Annotated in this window: 18 protein-coding genes and 1 rRNA gene; 16 read left to right on the top strand and 3 right to left on the bottom strand. The window is 41.1% G+C overall.

The features are described 5' to 3' along the window. Positions 1 to 147: 147 nt before the first annotated feature. Positions 148 to 609 (bottom strand): methylated-DNA--[protein]-cysteine S-methyltransferase, encoded by a 462-nt coding sequence (locus EAE89_RS10190; RefSeq protein ID WP_054476682.1) that lies wholly within the window; start codon positions 607 to 609, stop codon positions 148 to 150. Positions 610 to 941: 332 nt separating this feature from the next. Here EAE89_RS10190 and nrdH point away from each other — a divergent pair, with 332 nt between their 5' ends. The 13 genes from nrdH to emrB all read left to right on the top strand — a co-directional run bounded on the left by nrdH (position 942) and on the right by emrB (position 15167). After that, complete coding sequence (nrdH, locus tag EAE89_RS10185; RefSeq protein ID WP_172909703.1) at positions 942 to 1172, top strand: glutaredoxin-like protein NrdH; 231 nt, start codon at positions 942 to 944, stop codon at positions 1170 to 1172. 13 nt (positions 1173 to 1185) lie between these two features. Next, the gene (nrdI, locus tag EAE89_RS10180; RefSeq protein WP_214085782.1) at positions 1186 to 1608 is read left to right on the top strand and encodes a class Ib ribonucleoside-diphosphate reductase assembly flavoprotein NrdI; all 423 of its coding nucleotides are present in this window, start codon (positions 1186 to 1188) and stop codon (positions 1606 to 1608) included. Next, entirely contained in the window at positions 1605 to 3734 is a 2130-nt protein-coding gene (gene nrdE, locus EAE89_RS10175; RefSeq protein ID WP_054476676.1) for a class 1b ribonucleoside-diphosphate reductase subunit alpha, read from the top strand. Before nrdI ends, nrdE begins: the two co-directional genes overlap by 4 nt. Before the next feature lie 21 nt (positions 3735 to 3755). Next, positions 3756 to 4715 carry a class 1b ribonucleoside-diphosphate reductase subunit beta gene (nrdF, locus tag EAE89_RS10170; RefSeq protein ID WP_214085751.1) on the top strand — a complete coding sequence of 320 codons (960 nt, stop codon included), beginning with the start codon at positions 3756 to 3758 and terminating at the stop codon, positions 4713 to 4715. Between the two features lie 596 nt (positions 4716 to 5311). After that, the gene (gene proV, locus EAE89_RS10165; RefSeq protein WP_149616646.1) at positions 5312 to 6511 is read left to right on the top strand and encodes a glycine betaine/L-proline ABC transporter ATP-binding protein ProV; all 1200 of its coding nucleotides are present in this window, start codon (positions 5312 to 5314) and stop codon (positions 6509 to 6511) included. Continuing rightward, positions 6504 to 7589 carry a glycine betaine/L-proline ABC transporter permease ProW gene (gene proW / locus EAE89_RS10160; RefSeq protein WP_149616647.1) on the top strand — a complete coding sequence of 362 codons (1086 nt, stop codon included), beginning with the start codon at positions 6504 to 6506 and terminating at the stop codon, positions 7587 to 7589. The genes proV and proW overlap by 8 nt, the downstream gene beginning before the upstream one ends. 162 nt (positions 7590 to 7751) lie before the next feature. Then, positions 7752 to 8753 (top strand): glycine betaine/L-proline ABC transporter substrate-binding protein ProX, encoded by a 1002-nt coding sequence (gene proX, locus EAE89_RS10155; protein WP_149616648.1) that lies wholly within the window; start codon positions 7752 to 7754, stop codon positions 8751 to 8753. A 377-nt stretch (positions 8754 to 9130) separates the two neighbouring features. Next, positions 9131 to 10321, top strand: a complete 1191-nt coding sequence (locus EAE89_RS10150) for an MFS transporter (protein ID WP_214085750.1) — start codon at positions 9131 to 9133, stop codon at positions 10319 to 10321. 125 nt (positions 10322 to 10446) lie between these two features. Next, the gene (locus EAE89_RS10145) at positions 10447 to 11205 is read left to right on the top strand and encodes an AzlC family ABC transporter permease (protein ID WP_214085749.1); all 759 of its coding nucleotides are present in this window, start codon (positions 10447 to 10449) and stop codon (positions 11203 to 11205) included. Beyond that, positions 11205 to 11540 carry an L-valine transporter subunit YgaH gene (gene ygaH, locus EAE89_RS10140; RefSeq protein ID WP_188093341.1) on the top strand — a complete coding sequence of 112 codons (336 nt, stop codon included), beginning with the start codon at positions 11205 to 11207 and terminating at the stop codon, positions 11538 to 11540. Before EAE89_RS10145 ends, ygaH begins: the two co-directional genes overlap by 1 nt. 129 nt (positions 11541 to 11669) lie before the next feature. Further along, a complete protein-coding gene (gene mprA / locus EAE89_RS10135) occupies positions 11670 to 12194 on the top strand; it encodes a transcriptional repressor MprA (protein ID WP_054476661.1) in 525 nt (174 codons plus the stop codon). A gap of 238 nt (positions 12195 to 12432) precedes the next feature. Next, positions 12433 to 13611: a multidrug efflux MFS transporter periplasmic adaptor subunit EmrA gene (gene emrA, locus EAE89_RS10130; RefSeq protein ID WP_054476660.1), complete on the top strand. Its 1179-nt coding sequence runs from the start codon at positions 12433 to 12435 to the stop codon at positions 13609 to 13611. Positions 13612 to 13625: 14 nt separating this feature from the next. Continuing rightward, the gene (emrB, locus tag EAE89_RS10125) at positions 13626 to 15167 is read left to right on the top strand and encodes a multidrug efflux MFS transporter permease subunit EmrB (RefSeq protein WP_172909696.1); all 1542 of its coding nucleotides are present in this window, start codon (positions 13626 to 13628) and stop codon (positions 15165 to 15167) included. A 45-nt stretch (positions 15168 to 15212) separates the two neighbouring features. On the opposite strand, the gene EAE89_RS10120 is transcribed toward emrB, so the two are convergent. After that, the gene (locus EAE89_RS10120) at positions 15213 to 16229 is read right to left on the bottom strand and encodes a tRNA/rRNA methyltransferase (protein ID WP_054476656.1); all 1017 of its coding nucleotides are present in this window, start codon (positions 16227 to 16229) and stop codon (positions 15213 to 15215) included. A gap of 137 nt (positions 16230 to 16366) precedes the next feature. Between EAE89_RS10120 and EAE89_RS10115 the strand changes: the two genes are divergently transcribed. The 3 genes from EAE89_RS10115 to pssA all read left to right on the top strand — a co-directional run bounded on the left by EAE89_RS10115 (position 16367) and on the right by pssA (position 21270). Beyond that, positions 16367 to 17041, top strand: coding sequence for a tRNA-uridine aminocarboxypropyltransferase (locus EAE89_RS10115; protein ID WP_054476654.1), 675 nt, complete (start codon positions 16367 to 16369; stop codon positions 17039 to 17041). A 67-nt stretch (positions 17042 to 17108) separates the two neighbouring features. Continuing rightward, positions 17109 to 19751 (top strand): bifunctional acetate--CoA ligase family protein/GNAT family N-acetyltransferase, encoded by a 2643-nt coding sequence (locus EAE89_RS10110; protein ID WP_214085748.1) that lies wholly within the window; start codon positions 17109 to 17111, stop codon positions 19749 to 19751. A 163-nt stretch (positions 19752 to 19914) separates the two neighbouring features. After that, a complete protein-coding gene (pssA, locus tag EAE89_RS10105; protein WP_214085781.1) occupies positions 19915 to 21270 on the top strand; it encodes a CDP-diacylglycerol--serine O-phosphatidyltransferase in 1356 nt (451 codons plus the stop codon). A 713-nt stretch (positions 21271 to 21983) separates the two neighbouring features. Here pssA and rrf read toward each other — a convergent pair. Next, positions 21984 to 22099 (bottom strand): 5S ribosomal RNA (gene rrf, locus EAE89_RS10100). Positions 22100 to 22103 lie beyond the last annotated feature (4 nt).

Genomic DNA, 22103 nt, shown 5'->3' with positions numbered 1-22103 from the left:
ACTGTCTACAACCAAGATCACGAAAAGCATAATAAAATTCGATGGATGTTATCTTTATTTAGTTCTGCTGCTAAATAATGCACATATATAGATATTCTATAACCGTCCCTGGTCTTTTATCAGGCAATTTATCAAACAAACAAACTGTTATGCTCTTTCGTGTTCCAACAACCAACTTTTAATATTTAAACCCCCGGTATATCCAACTAATTTACCATCATGTCCAATAACACGGTGGCAAGGTACAATTAATGAGATCGGATTACGAGAATTAGCCATTCCTACTGCGCGACAATAATTCGCTGAACCCAATGCTAATGATAATTGCTTATAACTCCACACTTCTCCAAATGGGATTTTACATAACTGCAACCATACACGCTGTTGGAATTCAGTTCCCTCTGGATTGAGTGGAACAGAAAACTCAGTACGTTTACCCGCAAAATATCCCCGTAGCTCTTTCACGCACTGTTTAGTGATATCATTTTTCACTTCAGGCGCTGTTTTTTCATCAACAAAATATAGACTGGTCACTCCTTTATCATCCGCAGTGATATGAACATACGGTTTAGGAAATCCTTTAGGTGTCTCAAAATACTGATGATACATAACCACCTCTCTTGAAAAAAATATCAATCATTATTGAGATTAGAGTAAATCGTCTTTTCAATAAATTGCAATGATGAATTCAGTTGCTCCCTTACCACTGACTAGAAAACTTAAGCTTTCCTAAAGAGGAGAAAAACCCTCTAACCACAAGGAATAACTAACACTGTAATTTTGACAATAGTCATTCAGCATAGAATTGACACCATATATAGTGTGGTTGAAATAAAATTTCACTATATATAGTATAAGTCTAATTAGTCCCTTTTAAGAAATTGTTACTAATGAACCAAACTTTGTCACTACATACCCACAAACTGGAAAAGGAGTGCTTAATGTGCATTACTATTTATAGCAAACCTGACTGCGTACAATGCAGTGCAACCTACCAAGCTCTAAGCCGAAGAAACATTCCTTATCAGATTGTTGACTTAACCAAAGACCCTCAGGCTTTAGCTATTATCCGCGCTATGGGCTACCAGCAAGTTCCAGTGGTCATTGCAGGCACACAGCACTGGTCAGGATTCCGCCCTGATAAAATCAATATGTTAGCCGAGAATGTGTAGGTTTATTATGAACATAAATCCGCTGATCTACTTCTCTAGTTCATCAGGTAATAGCCATAGATTTGTCCAGAAACTGAAAATGCCAGCTCTTCGCATTCCAGTAGACAAATCAGTTATCCCACTAAACGTAACCTTTCCTTACATTTTGCTGATACCAAGTTATGGCGGCGGCGGTACTAAAGGCGCTGTTCCACCACAAGTGATCCGATTTCTGAATATTGCCGAAAACCGAACTCTAATTCGGGGAGTTATAGCCGCCGGAAATACAAACTTTGGCGAAGCTTATGGCATTGCCGGACGGATAATTTCAGAAAAATGTCAGATACCACTTCTGTATCGTTTTGAGTTAATGGGCACCGAAGAAGATGTACAACGGGTACGCAAGGGTATTCAAAGATTTTGGCAACACTACTCACCAGAGAATATGCAATCATGACTTCCCAAATTAACAAACAGCAAGATTACCACGCTCTAAATGCTATGCTCAATTTATACGACAGTGAAGGAAAGATTCAGTTTGATAAAGATAAACTGGCTGTTTATCATTATTTCCGCCAGCATGTAAATCAAAATACGATCCATTTCCATGATCTAAAAGAGAAACTGGATTTCCTCCAGCAAGAGGGGTATTACGAAACAAAGGTATTGGAGCAGTACGATTTTGCTTTTATTAAAAAACTCTTTCGGCAAGCCTATAGCAAAAAATTCCGCTTTCAAACCTTTCTGGGCGCATTCAAATACTACACCAGCTATACCCTGAAAACCTTCGATAATAAACGCTACTTAGAACGTTATGAAGATCGGGTATGTATGGTAGCGCTGACTCTAGCCCAAGGCAGCCAGACCCTGGCTTGTCGTCTGGTCGATGAAATTATCAGTGGCCGTTTTCAACCCGCGACGCCAACTTTCCTTAATTGCGGAAAAAAACAGCGGGGAGAGTTGGTTTCTTGTTTCCTGCTTCGCATTGAGGACAACATGGAATCCATTGGGCGTTCAATCAATTCAGCATTACAACTTTCAAAACGTGGCGGCGGTGTTGCATGCTTACTCAGTAATCTACGAGAAGTGGGCGCACCAATAAAAATGATTGAAAATCAGTCATCAGGTGTTGTTCCTGTAATGAAAATGCTAGAAGATGCATTTTCGTATGCCAATCAACTTGGTGCACGCCAAGGTGCAGGTGCTGTCTATCTCAATGCTCATCACCCTGATATTCTTAGTTTCCTGGATACAAAACGGGAAAATGCTGACGAAAAGATCCGTATAAAAACACTCTCTCTTGGCGTTGTCATTCCTGATATTACTTTTGAATTGGCTAAAAACAGCGAAGATATGTATCTGTTCTCACCTTATGATATTCAAAGAGTTTATGGTGTACCAATGTCTGAAATTAGCATTACAGAAAAATATACTGAAATGGTGAATAACAAACACATTCGTAAATTAAAAATCAATGCTCGTGAATTTTTCCTAACATTAGCTGAGATCCAATTTGAATCCGGTTATCCCTATATTATGTATGAGGACACGGTGAATCGTGCTAGCCCAATTAAGGGCAGAATTAATATGAGTAATTTATGTTCCGAAATTTTGCAAGTTAACAGTGCCAGTGAATATGAAGATGATTTAAGTTACCGCCATATTGGCAAAGACATTAGTTGTAATTTGGGATCAATGAATATCGCTCATACAATGGATTCACCTGATTTTGCGCTTTCAATTGAAACCGCTATCCGCGCTTTAACCGCCGTATCAGATATGAGCAATATCCGTTCAGTACCTTCTATTGAAAAAGGAAATCTGGATTCCCATGCAATTGGTTTAGGCCAAATGAATCTGCACGGTTATCTGGCAAGGGAAAGAATTTATTATGGTTCTGAAGAGGGAATAGATTTCACAAATATCTATTTCTATATCGTTACTTATCATGCTCTGCGTACTTCAAATCAGATCTCAATTGAGCGTAATAGTTACTTTAAAGGTTTTAAAGACTCTCGTTACGCCAGTGGTGAATTTTTCAATAAATATACGGAAAGATCCTGGCAACCTCAGACCCAAAAAGTCTGTCAGTTATTTGAACAAGCAGGAATCGTGATTCCTAATCAACAAGACTGGCTTGAACTGAAAATTTCGGTTATGGCTCATGGTATTTACAATCAGAATATTCAGGCTATTCCTCCCACAGGTTCTATTTCATATATAAACAATTCAACATCAAGTATTCACCCGATTGTCTCCCGTATCGAAATCCGTAAAGATGGTAAAGTAGGACGGGTATATTACCCTGCCCCATTTATGACTAACGACAATCTTGAATATTACAAAGATGCCTACGAAATCGGACCAGAAAAAATTATTGATACTTACGCCGCAGCGACTCAACATGTCGATCAGGGGTTATCACTGACACTTTTCTTCAAAGATGACGCCACGACCCGCGACATTAACAAAGCGCAAATTTATGCCTGGCGTAAAGGGATCAAAACGCTTTATTACATTCGTTTAAGACAAATTGCTCTGGAAGGTACAGAAGTACAAGGCTGTATTTCATGCTCATTGTAAAATTAATGCTGGAAATTTATTATGATTAACAATCCTATATGTGCAATTAACTGGAATCGGATTGAAGATGACAAAGATCTGGAAGTCTGGAATCGGCTAACAACCAACTTTTGGCTACCAGAAAAAATCCCGTTATCTAATGATATTCCCTCCTGGAACACATTGACATCAGAAGAGAAAAAACTCACTATCCGGGTTCTTACTGGCTTGACCTTACTGGATACGATTCAAAACACTGTTGGCGCTCCAGCATTGATGGAGGATGCACAGACACCTCATGAAGAAGCAGTTATCTCCAATATTAGCTTTATGGAAGCTGTTCATGCACGATCTTACAGTTCTATCTTTTCAACACTATGCCTAACTGCCGATGTGGATGATGCTTATCACTGGAGTGAAAATAATCCCGCATTGCAGAATAAAGCTAAAATTATTTTAAATTATTATTGTGATGTTCATCCATTAAAGAAAAAGGTAGCCAGTGTTTTTCTGGAATCATTTTTGTTCTATTCCGGCTTTTATTTACCTATGTATTGGTCAAGCCGAGGAAAATTAACAAATACAGCCGATTTAATCCGACTTATTATTCGTGATGAAGCTGTTCACGGTTATTACATTGGGTATAAATTCCAAAAATCATTGAAGAAATATTGTAAATCAAAGAAAAAAGAAATTAAAGACTTCACCTTTTCATTATTATTTGATTTATACGAAAATGAAATAAAATATACAGAAGAGCTTTATAATATTGTCAATTTTACAGAAGATATAAAAAAATTCCTGCATTACAATGCTAATAAAGCACTAATGAATCTAGGATATGAGTCATTATTTTCATCAGAAATGACAGATGTTAGCCCAGCAATACTTTCTGCATTATCACCTGATGCAAATGAAAATCATGATTTCTTTTCTGGTTCCGGTTCATCATACGTTATCGGTAAAGCAGTTAATACAGAGGATGAAGATTGGGATTTCTGAAGAAAATAACTTTATTTTATATAGAATATTTCAAACGGCAAATAGCCATAATACGATAATATTTAAAGAGAACATCATCAAGCCTATTTTTTAAACTATGGAATGCCATAAAATCCTTATCTTTTCTATGGCATTTTTCAAATTTTCAGCTATTCCTACGAATATTTTTTCCAAAAATAGCCATCCACATCATTTCAAACAGAAAAAACATTAGTAAATCTAATGCTTATTAAATTAAATTTCATTCCGAACACACATAATAAACTCCATTAATTAATAATAAACTCTATTAACAATATGATTGATAACTCACTGCCAATTAAGATAAAAAACCCTTTAATAACATTAACATAGAGAATAATTATGATTTTAACAATAGAAATAAATTACCAATAACAATGACCTAATGATTATGAAATTATTGCAAATATATTTACTTCTAATAATTTATTATCATCATTTTTTTGATTAATTAACATTAACATAGGGTTGTCAGGCCCTCTCAGTATGTTAGGGTATATATCTTCAAGTAATCATGCAGAGATAAATAATGCATAAAATTATTAGATAACCATCGAAAGGAAATTAACTATTTCATGGCAATTAAACTCGAAGTTAAAAATCTCTATAAAATATTTGGCGATCATCCAGAATATGCATTCAAATTACTGAATTCTGGTTTGAATAAAGATCAGATATTTGAAAAGACAGGTCTAACTGTTGGTATACAGAATGCCAATCTGGCCATTGAAGAAGGCGAAATATTTGTCATCATGGGATTATCAGGCTCAGGTAAATCCACCATGGTACGCCTTCTCAATCGTCTGATAAAACCGAGTCGCGGTCAGGTATTAATTGATGGTGAAGATATTTCTGAGATTTCAGAAACAGCCTTGAGAGAGGTTCGCCGTAACAAAATCAGTATGGTTTTCCAATCATTCGCGCTGATGCCGCATTTAAACGTACTGGAAAACAGTGCTTTTGGTATGGAACTTGCCGGTATTGCCAAACAAGAACGTCACAAAAAAGCGTTGGATGCACTGAAACAGGTAAATCTGGAAAATTATGCACAATCCTATCCAGATGAACTTTCAGGCGGAATGCGCCAACGGATTGGGCTTGCCAGAGCTTTGGCCAATAACCCAGACATTTTGCTGATGGATGAGGCGTTTTCTGCCCTTGACCCATTAATTCGTACAGAAATGCAAGACGAGCTGCTAAGTCTACAAGGTACTCAACCACGAACCATCGTTTTTATCTCCCATGATTTAGATGAGGCAATGCGTATTGGCGACCGGATCGCCATTATGCAAGGCGGTGTGGTTGTACAGGTCGGGACACCCGATGAAATCCTGAACAATCCAGCCAATGACTATGTGAGGACCTTTTTCCGTGGCGTAGATATCAGCCATGTATTCAGCGCTAAAGATGTTGCCCGCCGCCGCCCAGACTCTCTTCTTCACATTGCGCCGGGTTTTGGTCCTCGTTCTGCATTGAAAGTTCTTGGTGATGAAGACAGAAACTACGGTTACCTGATTGAACGTGGACAAAAATTTGCGGGTGTGGTTTCAGTAAATTCACTGGAAAAAGCATTACAGGAAGGAAAATCTATCGAACATGCCATATTGGCGGAATCGACTGCTGTTGCCGCAGATACGTCTCTTAATGAATTAATTTCTGTTGTAGCACAATCGCCTTGTGCCGTTCCGGTTGTGGGAGATAACGACAAATACATTGGTGTTATTTCCAAGGGGATGTTGTTGCAGGCTTTAGACAAGGAGACACCAATTGAGTAATCAAAACGAACATCAAACCCAGCCGACACAGGACGCATGGGATACCAATTCCTCTTCCGCTGATAGCACAGACCCTTGGGGTAGCGAAGCCAATGTTAACAATTCAGCCGGCTCTGACTGGCTGGATGCACCAGCAACAACGGCACAAACTGAACATTTTAATATCATGGACCCTTTCCAGCATACACTTATCCCTCTAGACTCATGGGTAACTCATGCTATTGACTGGATCGTGCTAAATTTTCGTCCAGCATTTCAGGGAATACGTGTCCCAATAGATTTTGTTCTCAGTGGTTTTGAACAATTTTTAACATCAATGCCCGCACCGATTGCTATCATGTTGTTTGCCTTGATTGCCTGGCAGCTATCAGGCATTGGTATGGGAATTGCCTCACTGGTTGCGCTGATAGTGATTGGCGCAATTGGGGCATGGTCTGAAGCTATGGTTACTCTAGCACTGGCTCTGACATCTCTGCTGTTCTGCATCATCATCGGGTTACCACTTGGTATCTGGCTGTCACGCAGCGAAAGAGCAGCAAAAATTATCCGGCCTCTACTTGATGCAATGCAAACTACCCCCGCATTCGTCTATTTGGTTCCTATTGTTATGCTATTTGGTATCGGCAACGTACCTGGAGTTATCGTCACTATTATCTTTGCTCTGCCTCCAATTGTCCGTCTAACAATTTTGGGTATCAAACAGGTTCCGGCAGACCTGATAGAAGCAGCGGAATCTTTCGGCGCCAGTCCTCGACAAATGCTGTTTAAAGTGCAGTTACCACTGGCTATGCCAACCATTATGGCCGGTGTAAACCAAACCCTGATGTTGGCACTGTCAATGGTTGTTATCGCATCAATGATTGCTGTCGGTGGTTTAGGCCAGATGGTTCTGCGGGGTATTGGTCGTCTTGATATGGGACTTGCCGCCGTAGGTGGTGTCGGGATCGTTATTCTTGCGATTCTCCTCGACCGTCTAACCCAGTCTCTCGGTCTTGACAGCCGCACCAAGGGGACAAATCGCTGGTACGCCACTGGACCCACTGGATTAATTATCCGTTTGTTGAGCAAAAAAGCGTAATTTTTAATAAACATATACCCAATGGATTTCAGGATGGATCGCGACGGCAAGGGAGCGAATCCCCGGGAGCATAGATAGCTCTGTGACTGGAGTAAGTGCAGCCAACAAAGAGGCAACTTGAAAGATAACGGGTATATAGTTATTACAACAGGAGATAAGACTATGAATAAGATAGTTATCTGGGCGGTAGTATCCTTATCATCACTAGTAAGTCCACAGATATCCGCTGTCGAATTACCGGGTAAAGGTATCAGCGTACAGCCAGTACAAAGCACCCTCACCGAAGAAACATTCCAGACACTGATTGTCAATAAGGCACTGGAAAAACTTGGCTATGATGTCAAACCAATCAAAGAGGTAGACTACAACGTCGCTTATTCATCTATCGCTTCCGGTGATGCAACCTTTATGGCAGTAAGTTGGGAACCACTACATAACGCCCAATATCAGGCCGCAGGTGGTGATGCCAAATTTTACCGGGTTGGTCACTACGTAGAAAACGCCGCGCAAGGGTACTTAATCGACAAAAGAACAGCGGAAAAATACAACATCACGAATATTGCCCAATTGAAAGATCCGAAAATAGCCAAATTATTTGATACCAACGGTAATGGTAAAGCTGATCTTACCGGCTGTAACCCCGGATGGGGCTGTGAAACCGCAATCAACTATCACCTTAAAGCTTATGGTCTGAACAATAGTGTTGAGCATAATCAGGGAAACTATGCAGCTATGATGGCGGATACGATTACCCGCTATAAAGAAGGTAAACCTGTCCTCTATTACACTTGGACACCTTACTGGATCAGTGATGTGCTAAAACCGGGTAAAGATGTCATCTGGCTGCAAGTTCCTTTCTCGGCGATGCCTAACGGTGAAAAAATAGATACTAAGCTACCAAATGGAGCAAATTATGGTTTCCCGCCAAGTATTATGCATATTGCCGCCAATAAAAAATGGGCGGAAGATAACCCGGCAGCAGCCAAGCTATTTTCTATTATGAAAATGCCGCTTGCTGATATTAACGCCCAAAACCTGCGAATGCATAATGGTGAAGCATCACAAGCGGATATCGAACGCCACGCCAATGGTTGGATTAAAGCTCATCAAAAATTATTTGATGATTGGGTTAAAACTGCCATTGAAGTCACCGGAAATAATTAACACTCTAGATACCATAGTGAATTGGTCTATACCCTATGGATTTCAAGATGCATCGCGACGGCAGGGAGCGAATCCCCGGGAGCATAAGCATAGATAACTCTGTGACCGGGGTGAGTGAGTGCAGCCAACAAAGAGGCAACTTGAAAGATAACAGGTATATGCCAGTTCACTATTTCTCACTTCTATTTTCTCTTATACCAAACTGGTCAGCTCAATTAATGTTTTTGGGATTCATCCCGCTATTCCCGCTGTTTTAGCATTGAATCTAATAATAAAAACTCATTACAATGCGAAAAATCTAGCACGTGACTACTGATATCTTTAATGAAGTGCCTACTCTCGCTTAATCTGCCGCTTAAACATGAGAAAACCCAACTATGGAAGAAAATATTTCCCGAGCCCCATTAAGTCCGGCTTTAATTGCTCTGATGGCAATTTCTACAGGCTTAGTTGTTGCCAGTAACTACTATGTGCAACCACTACTTGATACCATCGCTTTACAATTTAACATAACTACCAGCGAAGCGAGTTTTATTGTCACCTCAGCTCAACTGAGCTATGCCATTGGCCTGATATTCCTAGTGCCATTAGGGGATATGCTTGAACGACGCAGTCTGATTGTTTCGATGACAATATTAGCCGCTATCGGCTTGCTGATTACCGCTACGTCGCAGAATATTTGGCAAATGCTACTAGGAACAGCTTTGACAAGCTTATTTTCGGTAGTTGCCCAAATTTTGGTCCCTCTGGCTGCAACACTCGCTCTTCCCCATCAGCGCGGAAAAGCAGTCGGTACAATTATGGGTGGCTTGCTACTTGGGATATTGCTGGCAAGAACAATCTCAGGAGCAATGGCTACCTTGGGTGACTGGCGAACTATTTTTTGGGTTGCTAGCTTATCACTGGTAATTCTTTCCCTGACATTATGGCGCTACCTGCCACGTTACCAGCAAGTGACTGACCTTAATTATTTCCAATTACTTAGATCTATTGTACAACTCGTTGCTACAAGCCCCCTTCTCAGGGTTCGCGCCGTATTGGGAGCACTGACATTTGCCAATTTCAGCCTTTTATGGACCTCAATGGCATTCCTGCTTGCATCGCCTCCTTTTAATTATTCTGAAGGAGTAATCGGTTTATTTGGCTTAGTCGGTGCCGCCGGAGCACTAATGGCAACCAGAACAGGACAACTAGTCGATAAAGGAAAAGGTTCTCTGACCACCAGCATCGCTCTGATACTATTGCTCCTTTCATGGATACCAATTGGCCTTGCCAAAGAATCATTAATTAGCTTCTTAATTGGCATCTTGATCCTCGACATTGCAATTCAGGGAGTTCACGTCACTAATCAAAGCACGATATACCACATCATGCCAGAAGCCAGAAATCGACTTACCGCCGCTTATATGACCAGCTATTTTATTGGTGGTGCTCTTGGTTCTCTGGTTGCAGGTTATGCTTATAAACACTCAGGCTGGTATGGCGTTACTGCCGCTGGAATGACTATTTGTGTCATCAACCTGCTCGTATGGTTTTTGGGCAAAAAACATGAACCTAAGACATTGTAGGAAGCCCTCATGACAAAGAATGTTTAAACAAAAACATTTATGAAACATTTAGCAGGGACAATATTCTCTATTTCATTTCATTTTGTTAATGTTACATAACACTCATATAACCAAATGTATATTCTATGCCTATTCCTGACACATTAACGCCTTTACCCGATAAAAAATCTTCTTTTACTGAAGGAATAATAGACAGTTTGCCTATCGTTATCGGCTATATACCTGTAGCTTTTGCTTTTGGCCTCAACGCGGTCAAACTTGGCTTTAACCCAATAGAAGCCATTTTCTTTTCATGCATCATCTATGCAGGTGCAAGCCAGTTTGTTATCACTGCCCTACTGAGTGCTGGTACATCATTATGGGTTTCTGCTCTAACCATAATGGCAATGGATGTTCGCCATATCCTTTATGGCCCATCTTTAAGACGCCGTATCAAAGATAAATTAACCGAGAAAAAAACCCTCATTTGGGCCTTTGGCCTGACAGATGAAGTTTTTGCCGCAACCACCGCAAAACTTATTAAGAACCAACGCAGTTGGAGTGAAAACTGGATGGTTGCCATTGCGATCAGCTCCTGGCTTGCCTGGGTCATAGGAACAGCAGCTGGTGCATTTCTTGGCAACGGTTATCTGGAATCCTATCCCGCTGTAGAAGCGGCCATGACTTTCATGTTGCCGGCACTATTCTTGAGTTTCCTTCTTGCATCTTGCAGAAAGCAAAATAGCTATTGTGTTGTAGCAGCCCTGACCGGGGCACTATTAGGGATTACATTTTTCTCAATCCCTATTGCCATTCTGGCCGGTATTGTTGGTGGTTGTACTGCTGCATTATTACAACCAAGAAACCGTTGCAATGGCATTTCTGACCAAAAGGAAACACAATGATTGACAGTAGTATTCTGCTCATCGGGCTATTCGTTGGATTAGCTAATTTTTTATTCCGTTATCTGCCACTGCGTTTTGGTACAGCACGTCAGTCTGCCGGCAGACAAGGCGGAAAAGCAAACATTATTCTTGATAGCATTGGCATCGCATCCATCTGCTCTTTACTGATCGTTTCCGGTGTACCTGATGTAATGAAAGATAATCAAAAGCTATTTCCTACCCTGATGGGCTTTCTAACTATCTGCTTAGTTTTCTACAAAACAAAGAAAATTATACTCTCAACTCTATTAGGAGCTCTACTTTTCGGACTAACATTCAAAATATTTATGAATTAGGTATCAATATCAAAAGAAATATGATGATAATAAATAACTACAATTGCTAAATTTATCTTTTAATATACCATTTGGATGTTTGATAACAAAAGTTATCTTACCAGTTGAAACTAATAAGGTATCTAAATAATGGAAAGTTCGTTTACGCCTACCGAAGAATTACTGAATATTCGTGCAGCACAGCAAGCCAAATTAAATAAAGATATTCCTTATCAAGAGATCCTGTTGACTAGGTTATCAATGCACGTCCAAAGTAAGTTGCTTGAAAACCGTAATAATATGTTGAAAGCTCAAGGAATCAATGAAACTTTGTTCATGGCCCTGATGATCCTTGATACTAAAGAAAGCCACAGTATTCAGCCATCAGAACTCAGTGCCGCTTTAGGTTCTTCCCGTACTAATGCCACTCGTATCGCTGATGAATTGGAAAAGCAGGAGTGGATTGAAAGAAAAGAAAGCCATAACGACCGCCGTTGTCTTCATCTTCACCTGACAGAGCAAGGTACAAAATTCTTAAATAGTTTGCTTCCACCTCAACATGACTGCCTGAGAAAACTTTGGTCATGTCTTGACCAAGAGGAACAAAAACAGTTAGAGAAGTTAATGAGAAAATTACTGGTCAAACTTGATACAATGGGCGATTGTATCAAATAAATAGCTTGTCGTTTAATCGAACATTTTTTATCCAAGCAACACTTTCCTGGTTAAATTGTTCGAAAAAACTTTCTTGTTAGCCAATATGATCTATTCTGCAAAAAGCTAACTCTTATTCTTCGATAACATTGGACTTTGTGTAATTCACCTTTCCAGTAGTGATGATATAGCGCTACTGGAAAAGTGATCCTGAGAAATGGTAGTTACCGGAAGAAAATAACAAGCACGGGGATTTACTATGAGTGCAAATGAGAAAGTACAAGCACCACAAAGCCCAATCCATAGCAAAAAAAGACGGCGCAGTCGCGCCTTAGTGTCACTGACTCTTGTCTTTACCTTACTTGGCATTGCCTACTTTTTTTATTGGCTTATCGCCTTACGCCATCATCAAGAAACAGACAATGCCTACGTTACAGGCAACCAAATTCAAATTATGTCGCAAGTTGCTGGCAGCGTAATCACCGTTAACTTCGATAACACTGACTTTGTGAAAAGCGGTAGTGTGCTGGTACAACTCGATCCTCGTGATGCAGAATTAGCACTGGAAAAAGCGAAAACAGTACTAGCCAGCAGTGTCCGCCAAACTCATCAGCAGATGATTAACAGTAAACAATATCAGGCTAATATTGCCCTGCGCCGCTCTGAGTTGACCCGAACTCAAAGTGATCTCAGTCGCCGTGAAGTACTTGGTGCTCAGAAAGTCATTGGTAAAGAAGAATTACAACATGCGCGAGAAGCGGTTGCTAGCTCCCAATCTGCATTGGATGTCGCTATCGAACAATATAACGCGAATCAGGCAATTATTCTGAACACCCCTTTAGAAAAACAACCCGCAGTTGAACAAGCTGCAACGGAAGTTCGCAATACCTGGTTGACATTGCAACGCACCAAAATAGTCAGCCCAATTGATGGCTATGTCTCACGTCGCAGTGTACAAATTGGGGCACAAATCAATAAAAATACTCCCCTAATGGCAATAATCCCAGCAAACGATATGTGGATTGAAGCTAACTTCAAAGAGACTCAACTCGCTGACATGCGTATTGGTCAACCCGTAGAAATCACCAGTGATTTTTACGGTAAAGACAAGACATTTAATGGCAAAATCGCTGGGCTTGATATGGGTACCGGAAGCGCCTTCTCTTTGCTGCCAGCTCAAAATGCCAGTGGCAATTGGATTAAGGTTATTCAGCGCTTACCTGTTCGCATTGAACTGAACCCTGAACAACTAGAGAAATATCCATTGCGCATCGGTCTATCGACTAAAGTAAGGGTAGATACCACTCATTCCGATGGACAGGTTCTATCAGACAGAACACGCACTAAATCGGCTTATCACACAACGGCTCTGGAAATAGATATGTCTCCGGCAAATAAAATAGTCACCGACATAATTAACAACAATTCTGGAAAATAATACCGGAGGCCAAAGTGACAAGACCGCCACTTACAGGCGCTAAACTTGCATGGATGACTATTGCGTTATCCCTAGCAACTTTTATGCAAGTTTTGGATTCTACAATCGCTAACGTGGCAATACCCACTATCGCAGGTAATCTGGGATCATCAAATTCTCAGGGGATTTGGGTAATTACCTCTTTTGGTGTTGCTAACGCGATTTCAATTCCAATTACTGGGTGGCTGGCAAAACGCATCGGTGAAGTTAAACTATTCATCTGGTCAACAGCCTTATTTGCCATATCTTCTTGGCTATGTGGTATTTCCAACAGTCTTGAGATGCTAATCTTCTTCCGGGTCATTCAAGGATTAGTGGCAGGTCCTCTTATTCCTCTTTCACAAAGCCTACTACTGAACAATTATCCACCAGCCAAAGGAAATATGGCGCTGGCATTATGGTCAATTACTATTATTGTCGCCCCGATTTTTGGTCCTATATTGGGTGGTTACATCAGTGATAACTATCATTGGGGATGGATTTTCTTTATCAACGTTCCTATTGGTATCGCAGTTATTTTGATTGCTATGCAAACCCTAAAAGGACGTGAAACTCAAACAGAAATCAAACCTATCGATACAATCGGACTCCTATTGCTGGTTATCGGCGTGGGTTGTTTACAAATCATGTTGGATCAAGGAAAAGATCTGGACTGGTTTAATTCTACAGAAATTATCGTATTGGCTGTGATAGCCGTAATCACATTGATATTCCTGACGGTATGGGAATTGACCGATGACAACCCAATTATTGACCTGTCACTATTTAAAGAGCGCAACTTTACCATTGGCTGCTTCTGTTTAAGTTTGGCCTATTTACTCTACTTTGGCACAATTGTTTTGTTACCTCAGTTATTACAAGAAGTGTTTGGCTATACCGCAACTTGGGCAGGTCTTGCCGCTGCACCCGTAGGGTTGCTGCCATTGATAATATCTCCGCTAATCGGTAAGTTCAGTAATAGAATAGATATGCGCTACATAGTGACATTTAGCTTTGTTGTTTACGCTATTTGTTATTACTGGCGTGCATATACATTCGAACCAGGCATGGATTTTGCCGCCGCCGCATGGCCTCAATTTATTCAGGGTTTTGCTATTGCCTGCTTTTTTATGCCATTAACAACCATTACCCTTTCCGGTTTACCACCAGAGCGAGTGGCATCTGCATCTAGCCTATCGAATTTTATTCGTACATTGGCTGGGTCAATAGGAACATCAATAACGACAACCATGTGGACTCAGCGCGAATCAATGCATCACTCTCATTTTACTGAATACATCAATCCTTATGGCTTTGATACTCAACAAATCTATCAACAACTATCGGCACTGGGAATGAATAACCAGCAAATTTCTGCTTATCTGGCAAAAGAGATTACCCATCAGGGACTCATCATTTCAGCAAATGAAATTTTCTGGCTCTCCGCCGGCGTATTCCTGATTTTGATCATGCTTGTTTGGCTGGCTAAGCCGCCATTCACACAAGGTAGTAAAGAAGGTATTAGCGGAGCTCACTGAATCTTAAATAACGAAACGGGAGCACTATCGCTCCCGCTTTTACGATCAGGCTTTATTCTGTCGCCACCATTCAGCCAGCATAATGCCAGTTGCAACAGAAACATTCAGGCTTTCAACCAAACCTGTACCACCAACGAACAGGCTCATATCACCATGTTCCCAGGCACTGTCACTCAGGCCATCACGTTCTTGACCAAGTACTAAAACCATTTTTTCAGGCAATTCAGCTTTAGCTAAATTGGTACTCCCCTTATGGCTAGACGTAGTCACAATAGTGTAACCGGCTTTGCGAAATTTATTCAGTGTAGTCGTCAAGCTATCAGCATCAATGCCTTTAATATGTTCTGCACCACCTTCCGCTGTACGGATAGCCGCACCAGACTCCAACAAGGCTACATCCTGCAAAATTACTCCCCGCACGCCAAAATGTGCACAGCTTCGCATAATGGCACCAATATTATGAGGGTTACCCACATCTTCAAGAGCTAAAACACAATCTTTTACCGGAGCATCTTTCAGGTAAGTTTCTACATCCAAACCATTACGTTTTTTAATCAGAAAACAAACACCACCATGATGTTCCGTGCCTGACACTTTTGTTAGTTCAGCTTCATCCACAACATGATAAGCTTTGCGGTTAGCAGCCATCCATTTCAGAGCATTACGGAAACGTGGTGTCACTGACTCAACAAACCAGGCTCGAACTATCGCTTCAGACCGGTTTTTAAACATCGCCTGACAAGCATTTTCACCATAAATCCGAGTTTCTTCCATTCTCTGACGGCGGAGTTGCTCATGGTCAATCTGACTTTTCCCACTGATACCATTATGCTCTGGCGCTAAAGAATCACTCTCAGGGCGTGAAACTGTTTTCCAGGGTGATCTTTCACGCTCAGTAACACGCGGAGAATGGGATGATCGCTCATTGTTCCTACGACTCTGACCTTGATCGCGTCCTTTGCCTGACGGACGTTTGTTATTGCTGCGGCTGTCATTCTTGTCCTCACTACGGACATACATCACTTTGACTTTGCCATTTTTACCACTATATGAATCGTTCATTCGTTTCTCCAACTACTTTATGGCGCGAAGATTACCTGATGTGCGCATAGTAAGCTACCTCTGACAACCACAATCCATTAAAATGTGCCCTCAATTTTTTCTCGCCTTATTGCCTGAAGGACCCAGGTTCCTGATTTATGAATGATAATGCTGTCTTCCAACTGCGCCAACAACGCCTTGCTCGTTCCACTCGCCCCTTTCGTGCCCGTGGTTGCCGTATAGAACGTTGCTCTTACTGCCTGCTGCCACAAAAAAACTGCTTGTGCGATACAATCAAACCGGTAAATGCTACCAGCCGCTTTTGTCTTATCATGTTTGATACCGAGCCAATGAAACCGAGTAACACAGGTAAACTGATTGCTGACATTCTTCCTGATACGCAAGCTTTTCTTTGGTCAAGAACCACACCTGATCCAAAAATGCTGGCTGTAATCCACGATCCTTCTCGTCAGCCCTATCTGATATTTCCGGAAAACTATGCTCAACCACCGCGTAAAGTTTATCGGCATATTCCTATTGATAGTAAGCCACCGTTATTTATTATGTTAGATAGTACATGGCCGGAAGCTAGGAAAATTTTCCGTAAAAGCCCTTATCTGGATAATATTCCATTGTTATCCGTTAACAGCGCCGCAAAAACAAATTATTTATTACGGATGTCAGCCAGAGAAGAACAACTCTGTACCGCAGAAGTGGCAGCTATCATTCTGGAACAAGCTGGAGACATAACAGCTTCTCAGCAACTGCTCACTCATTTTAGCTATTTCCATCAGCAATATCTGGCAGGTAAACCTCATCATCCAAGAGCGTAAATCACAGCAATTGCCGGAAAAATCCGCTACAGTTGTCAACATTAATCGCTAATTAAGGAGCCTCTTGATGAGCCAGCGAGGACTTGAAGCTTTATTACGCCCTAAATCCATTGCTGTAATTGGTGCTTCAGAAAAACCAGAACGAGCTGGTTCAGTTATGATGCGTAACCTGCTCGCAGGAGGATTTGCCGGGCCAATACTACCGATAACCCCAAATAAAAGTTCCGTTCAAGGGGTTTTAGCCTATCCTTCAATAGATAAATTACCGATTACACCCGATTTGGCTGTTATCTGTACTCATCACAGCCGCAATTTGCAATGTCTGGAGCAATTGGGGAAACGAGGTTGTAAAACAGTTATTATTCTTTCTTCACCAAAATCCCAATTTGCCGAACTAAGACAGTGTTGCCAACGCTATAGTATCCGATTACTCGGACCAAACAGTTTGGGATTATTAGCACCCTGGCAAGGACTGAACGCCAGTTTTTCTCCGGTTCCGATACACAAAGGGAAGTTAGCCTTTATTTCTCAATCCGCAGCAGTATCCAATACCATTCTTGACTGGGCACAACACAGAGGTGTCGGATTTTCCTACTTTATAGCGCTAGGCGATAGTGTCGATATTGATATTGATCATCTGCTTGATTTTCTGGCTCGTGACAATAAAACCAGCGCCATCTTGCTCTATCTTGAACATATCCATGATGCCCGTCGTTTTCTTTCAGCATCCAGGAGTGCTTCCCGTAATAAACCGATCCTTGTGGTTAAAAGTGGTCGTACCAAGCGGGCACAGAAATTACTTGGTGAGCAACAAAATCTAGATGCTGCTTATGATGCTGCTATTCAGCGCGCTGGATTATTACGGGTACAAGACACGCATGAAATGTTTTCGGCTGTAGAAACATTAAGTTATATGTCACCTTTACGAGGAGAACGATTGTTTATCGTCAGTAATGGCGCAGCTCCAGCAGCAATGGCGCTGGATGAATTATTCCGCCGCAACGGTAAATTAGCGACGTTAGGAGAAGAAACAACGAAAGCATTGAAAACACAATTACCAGAAACTATCGCTTTACATAACCCGCTGGATTTAAGAGATGACTCCACCGTGGAACGTTATATCACAGCACTAAAACCGTTGTTGGACAGCCACGACCATGATGCCTTGTTACTTATTCACTCACCTAGCGCCATTGCTCCCGGCGTTCATACAGCAACTAAAGTGATTGAAACAATCCGACAACATCCACGGGGAAAATGGCTCACTATCTTTACCAACTGGTGTGGTGAATATTCGTCACAAGAAGCCCGCCGTTTGTTCAGTGAAGCCGGTATTCCAACTTACCGAACCCCTGAAGGCGCTGTGACTGCTTTTATGCATATGGTGGAATATCGTCGCAACCAGAAACAATTAACAGAGACACCAACATTACCAGCAAATATCACCGCTAATACAGCTCGCGCCCATCAGTGCATACAACAAGCCCTAGAACAAAAGAATTTTCGTCTAGATACCCATGAAGTTCAACCTATTCTGGAAGCCTATGGCCTCAATACACTTCCGACATGGATTGCTCATGACAGTAATGAAGCAGTCAGTATTGCTCAACAGATTGGTTATCCTGTCGCCCTGAAATTACGATCACCAGATATCCCACATAAATCAGAAGTTCAGGGAGTCATGCTCTATTTGCGAAATGCAGATGAAGTCAGGGCTTCTGCTCAAGCAATTATCGAACGAGTCAACCAAAACTTTCCACAAGCAAGAGTTCAGGGATTGTTAGTTCAAAGCATGGCAAACCGCGCTGGAGCGCAAGAATTGCGGATTGCAGTAGAACAAGATGAAGTATTTGGCCCATTGATTATGCTGGGTGAAGGTGGTGTAGAGTGGTTACAGGAAACACAAGCAGCGGTTGCATTGCCACCTCTTAATATGGCATTAGCACGATATTTAGTTATTCAAGCCATTAAAAGTAGAAAAATTAAGCTCAAAGGCTCTCTTCAACCACTAGATGTGCTGGCACTCAGCCGACTTTTGGTTCAAGTATCCAACCTATTACTTGATTGCCCACAGATCATACGATTGGATATTCATCCTTTACTAGCTTCTGGCGATGAATTCACACTATTGGATGTTTCGATGGAATTGTCTTCAATAGAAGGCGACCCAAGAACTAGATTGGCTATCCGCCCATATCCAAGCGAACTAGAAGAAACCATAAAACTAAAAAGTGGTGCAGAATGCCTTCTGCGTCCGATTTTGCCAGAAGATGAACCATTGCTGAAAGATTTTATCGGTCAGGTCACTAGAGAAGATCTCTATTACCGCTATTTCAGTGAAATTAGCGAATTCACACACGATGATCTAGCGAATATGACCCAAATTGATTACGACCGTGAAATGGCATTTGTTGCCGTGCATCACCCTAAAACCAACCCAGAAATTATCGGTGTTACTCGCGCCATAGCTGACCCAGATAATGTCGAAGCAGAATTTGCTGTGTTAGTACGTTCTGATTTAAAAGGGATTACCCTTGGGCATCAGCTTATGACCAAACTTATTAATTATACGCGAGAACATGGCATAAGACGCCTCAACGCCATTACCATGCCAGAAAATCGAACTATGATAAAACTCGCTAAGAAACTGGGATTTACCATAGATATTCAATTTGAAGATGGTATTGTAAACTTAACCCTTGAACTTTAAATCAACTACGTGATGAATCGCACAGACTTGAATCATTAGAGAGTAGAGCGTCAAATCATGCTCACAATTAGCCAGACTAATGGTATTATCGCCAGATCATTTGATTCATTGCTTTATATAGTAGTATTTCAGCCATCCAACATAAGAGAAAAAGCGCACTGTGATGTTGTCTAAATTCAAACAAGCTAAACACCAACAGCACCTTGCACAACTGCCTAAGCTACCTCAGTCAGTTGCTGATGTTAAAACACTTTATCAACCCGAAGTGTTCCGCAGCACCCTGCTGGAAAAAATTGCTAACGCTGAAAAACATATTTATATCATCTCCCTTTATCTGGAAAATGATAACGCAGGGCAAGATATCCTTAATGCACTTTATGCAGCTAAGCAACAACGCCCCGAACTAGATATTAAAGTCCTTGTTGACTGGCATCGGGCACAACGTGGACGAATTGGTGCTGCTGCAATGGCAACGAATGCCGACTGGTATTGCTCTATGGCAGCAGCATATCCTGATATAAAAATTCCAGTATTAGGTGTACCCGTAAATACCCGTGAGGCATTGGGTGTTTTACATTTAAAAGGCTTTATCTTTGACGATACTGTGGTTTATAGCGGAGCGAGCATTAATGATGTCTATCTCCACCAACATGATAAATATCGCTATGACCGCTACCATCTACTTCACAATGCAAAACTTGCAGAAGCAATGAAACAGTTTGTTGATAATTACATTCTCTCCGCAGAAGCTGTACAGAAACTGGATTGTAAAAATCGCCCTCGTAGCCCTGAAATTAAAAATCTGATCCGTCAACTTCGTTTTTCTCTGCGACACACCACTTATCAGATTAATAACCAAGCAACTAACGATGAGTTATCTGTCACTCCGATCGCTGGTTTAGGGAAGAAAAACCTTCTTAATAAAACCATCAACCATCTGATCGCCAGTACAGAACAGAAACTCATTATTTGTACTCCATATTTTAACTTGCCAGCAGTAATTGTCCGACTGATTATTCATCTGCTACGTCGGGGTAAACAAGTGGAAATTATTGTTGGCGATAAAACAGCCAATGACTTTTATATTCCACCAGAAGAACCATTTAAAATTATCGGCGCATTGCCATATCTATATGAAATCAATCTGCGCCGTTTTATCAGCAGACTACAATTCTATGTTGACAGCGATCAACTGACTGTACGGTTATGGAAAGATGGTGACAATAGCTATCATCTGAAAGGTGTGTGGGTGGATAATCAATGGCAGTTGATTACAGGAAATAACCTTAATCCTCGCGCCTGGGGACTAGATTTAGAAAATGCAATTCTTATCCACGATCCTCATGAAGAAATGCAAGAACAGCGTACAAAAGAACTGAATTTTATCCGTACTCACACTACGATTATTAACAATTATCAGGAATTAGATAGTATCCAACTTTACCCAGTCAAAGTACGTAAACTTATTCGTCGCTTACGCCGCATCCGGGTAGACAAATTGATTAGTCGTATCTTATAATTAAATCGATAAAGCCGATGATATTATAAATCCTCTGTAGTGAATAACTTCAGAGGATTTTATGTCATTGGAGGTACGTACATTCAGAGTCATCTTTAGGATTAAATAGTGTGGTCATTAATCCTGCTGCTATCACCCACAAAAAATTTATCAGACTACTGAGTCTCGAATTGCGATTCAATTTAACAAACCCACTTTAACTGGTTGAATATTGCCCTGGCAATATACTGTTTTAAAATTTCACATACGATATAACTAAGATTATTATTCTTATAAATTTGTTTTTAACACTGAAATATCCAATGTTACTTATTTCACGAAATAATATTTTTAAAGAAAACCATAATAATGAATTAACTTTATAATTTAATTATATATTTTCTATAAATTGAAGTGACCGGCTTAAGTTATTTACTCATCCAATAGAGTTCTGAAGCGGCTAAGCTGCCTTCTGCATCCACATCAGTTAATTCCATATCAATGTCGAACTTTACCTTCTTACTCTCTCTGTACAACCGCCTTCAAGCTTTACCTTACAGTGAGCCGTCCCATGAGCGATTGTGCAGGCAATTATCCGAATGTTTGACCGCGTGAGTGTCTTCAAACCGGCTCAACTGCGCAGGATACCCCAGGCGAGCCGACATGTCATCGCGTCTCTGACCCCCAAACGCAAACACCCCCAGCTTACGCTGAGGGGGTTCACCGGATTTAAAGCCTGGCAGTGTCCTACTCTCGCATGGGGAGACCCCACACTACCATCGGCGCTACGGCGTTTCACTGCTGAGTTCGGCATGGGGTCAGGTGGGACCACCGCGCTATCGCCGCCAGGCATA

The sequence above is a fragment of the Photorhabdus heterorhabditis genome (assembly GCF_018448905.1).
Taxonomy (GTDB): Bacteria; Pseudomonadota; Gammaproteobacteria; order Enterobacterales; family Enterobacteriaceae; genus Photorhabdus; species Photorhabdus heterorhabditis.
Note: the sequence above shows the minus strand (reverse complement) of the source record. Positions and strands in the feature narration are given on the sequence as shown.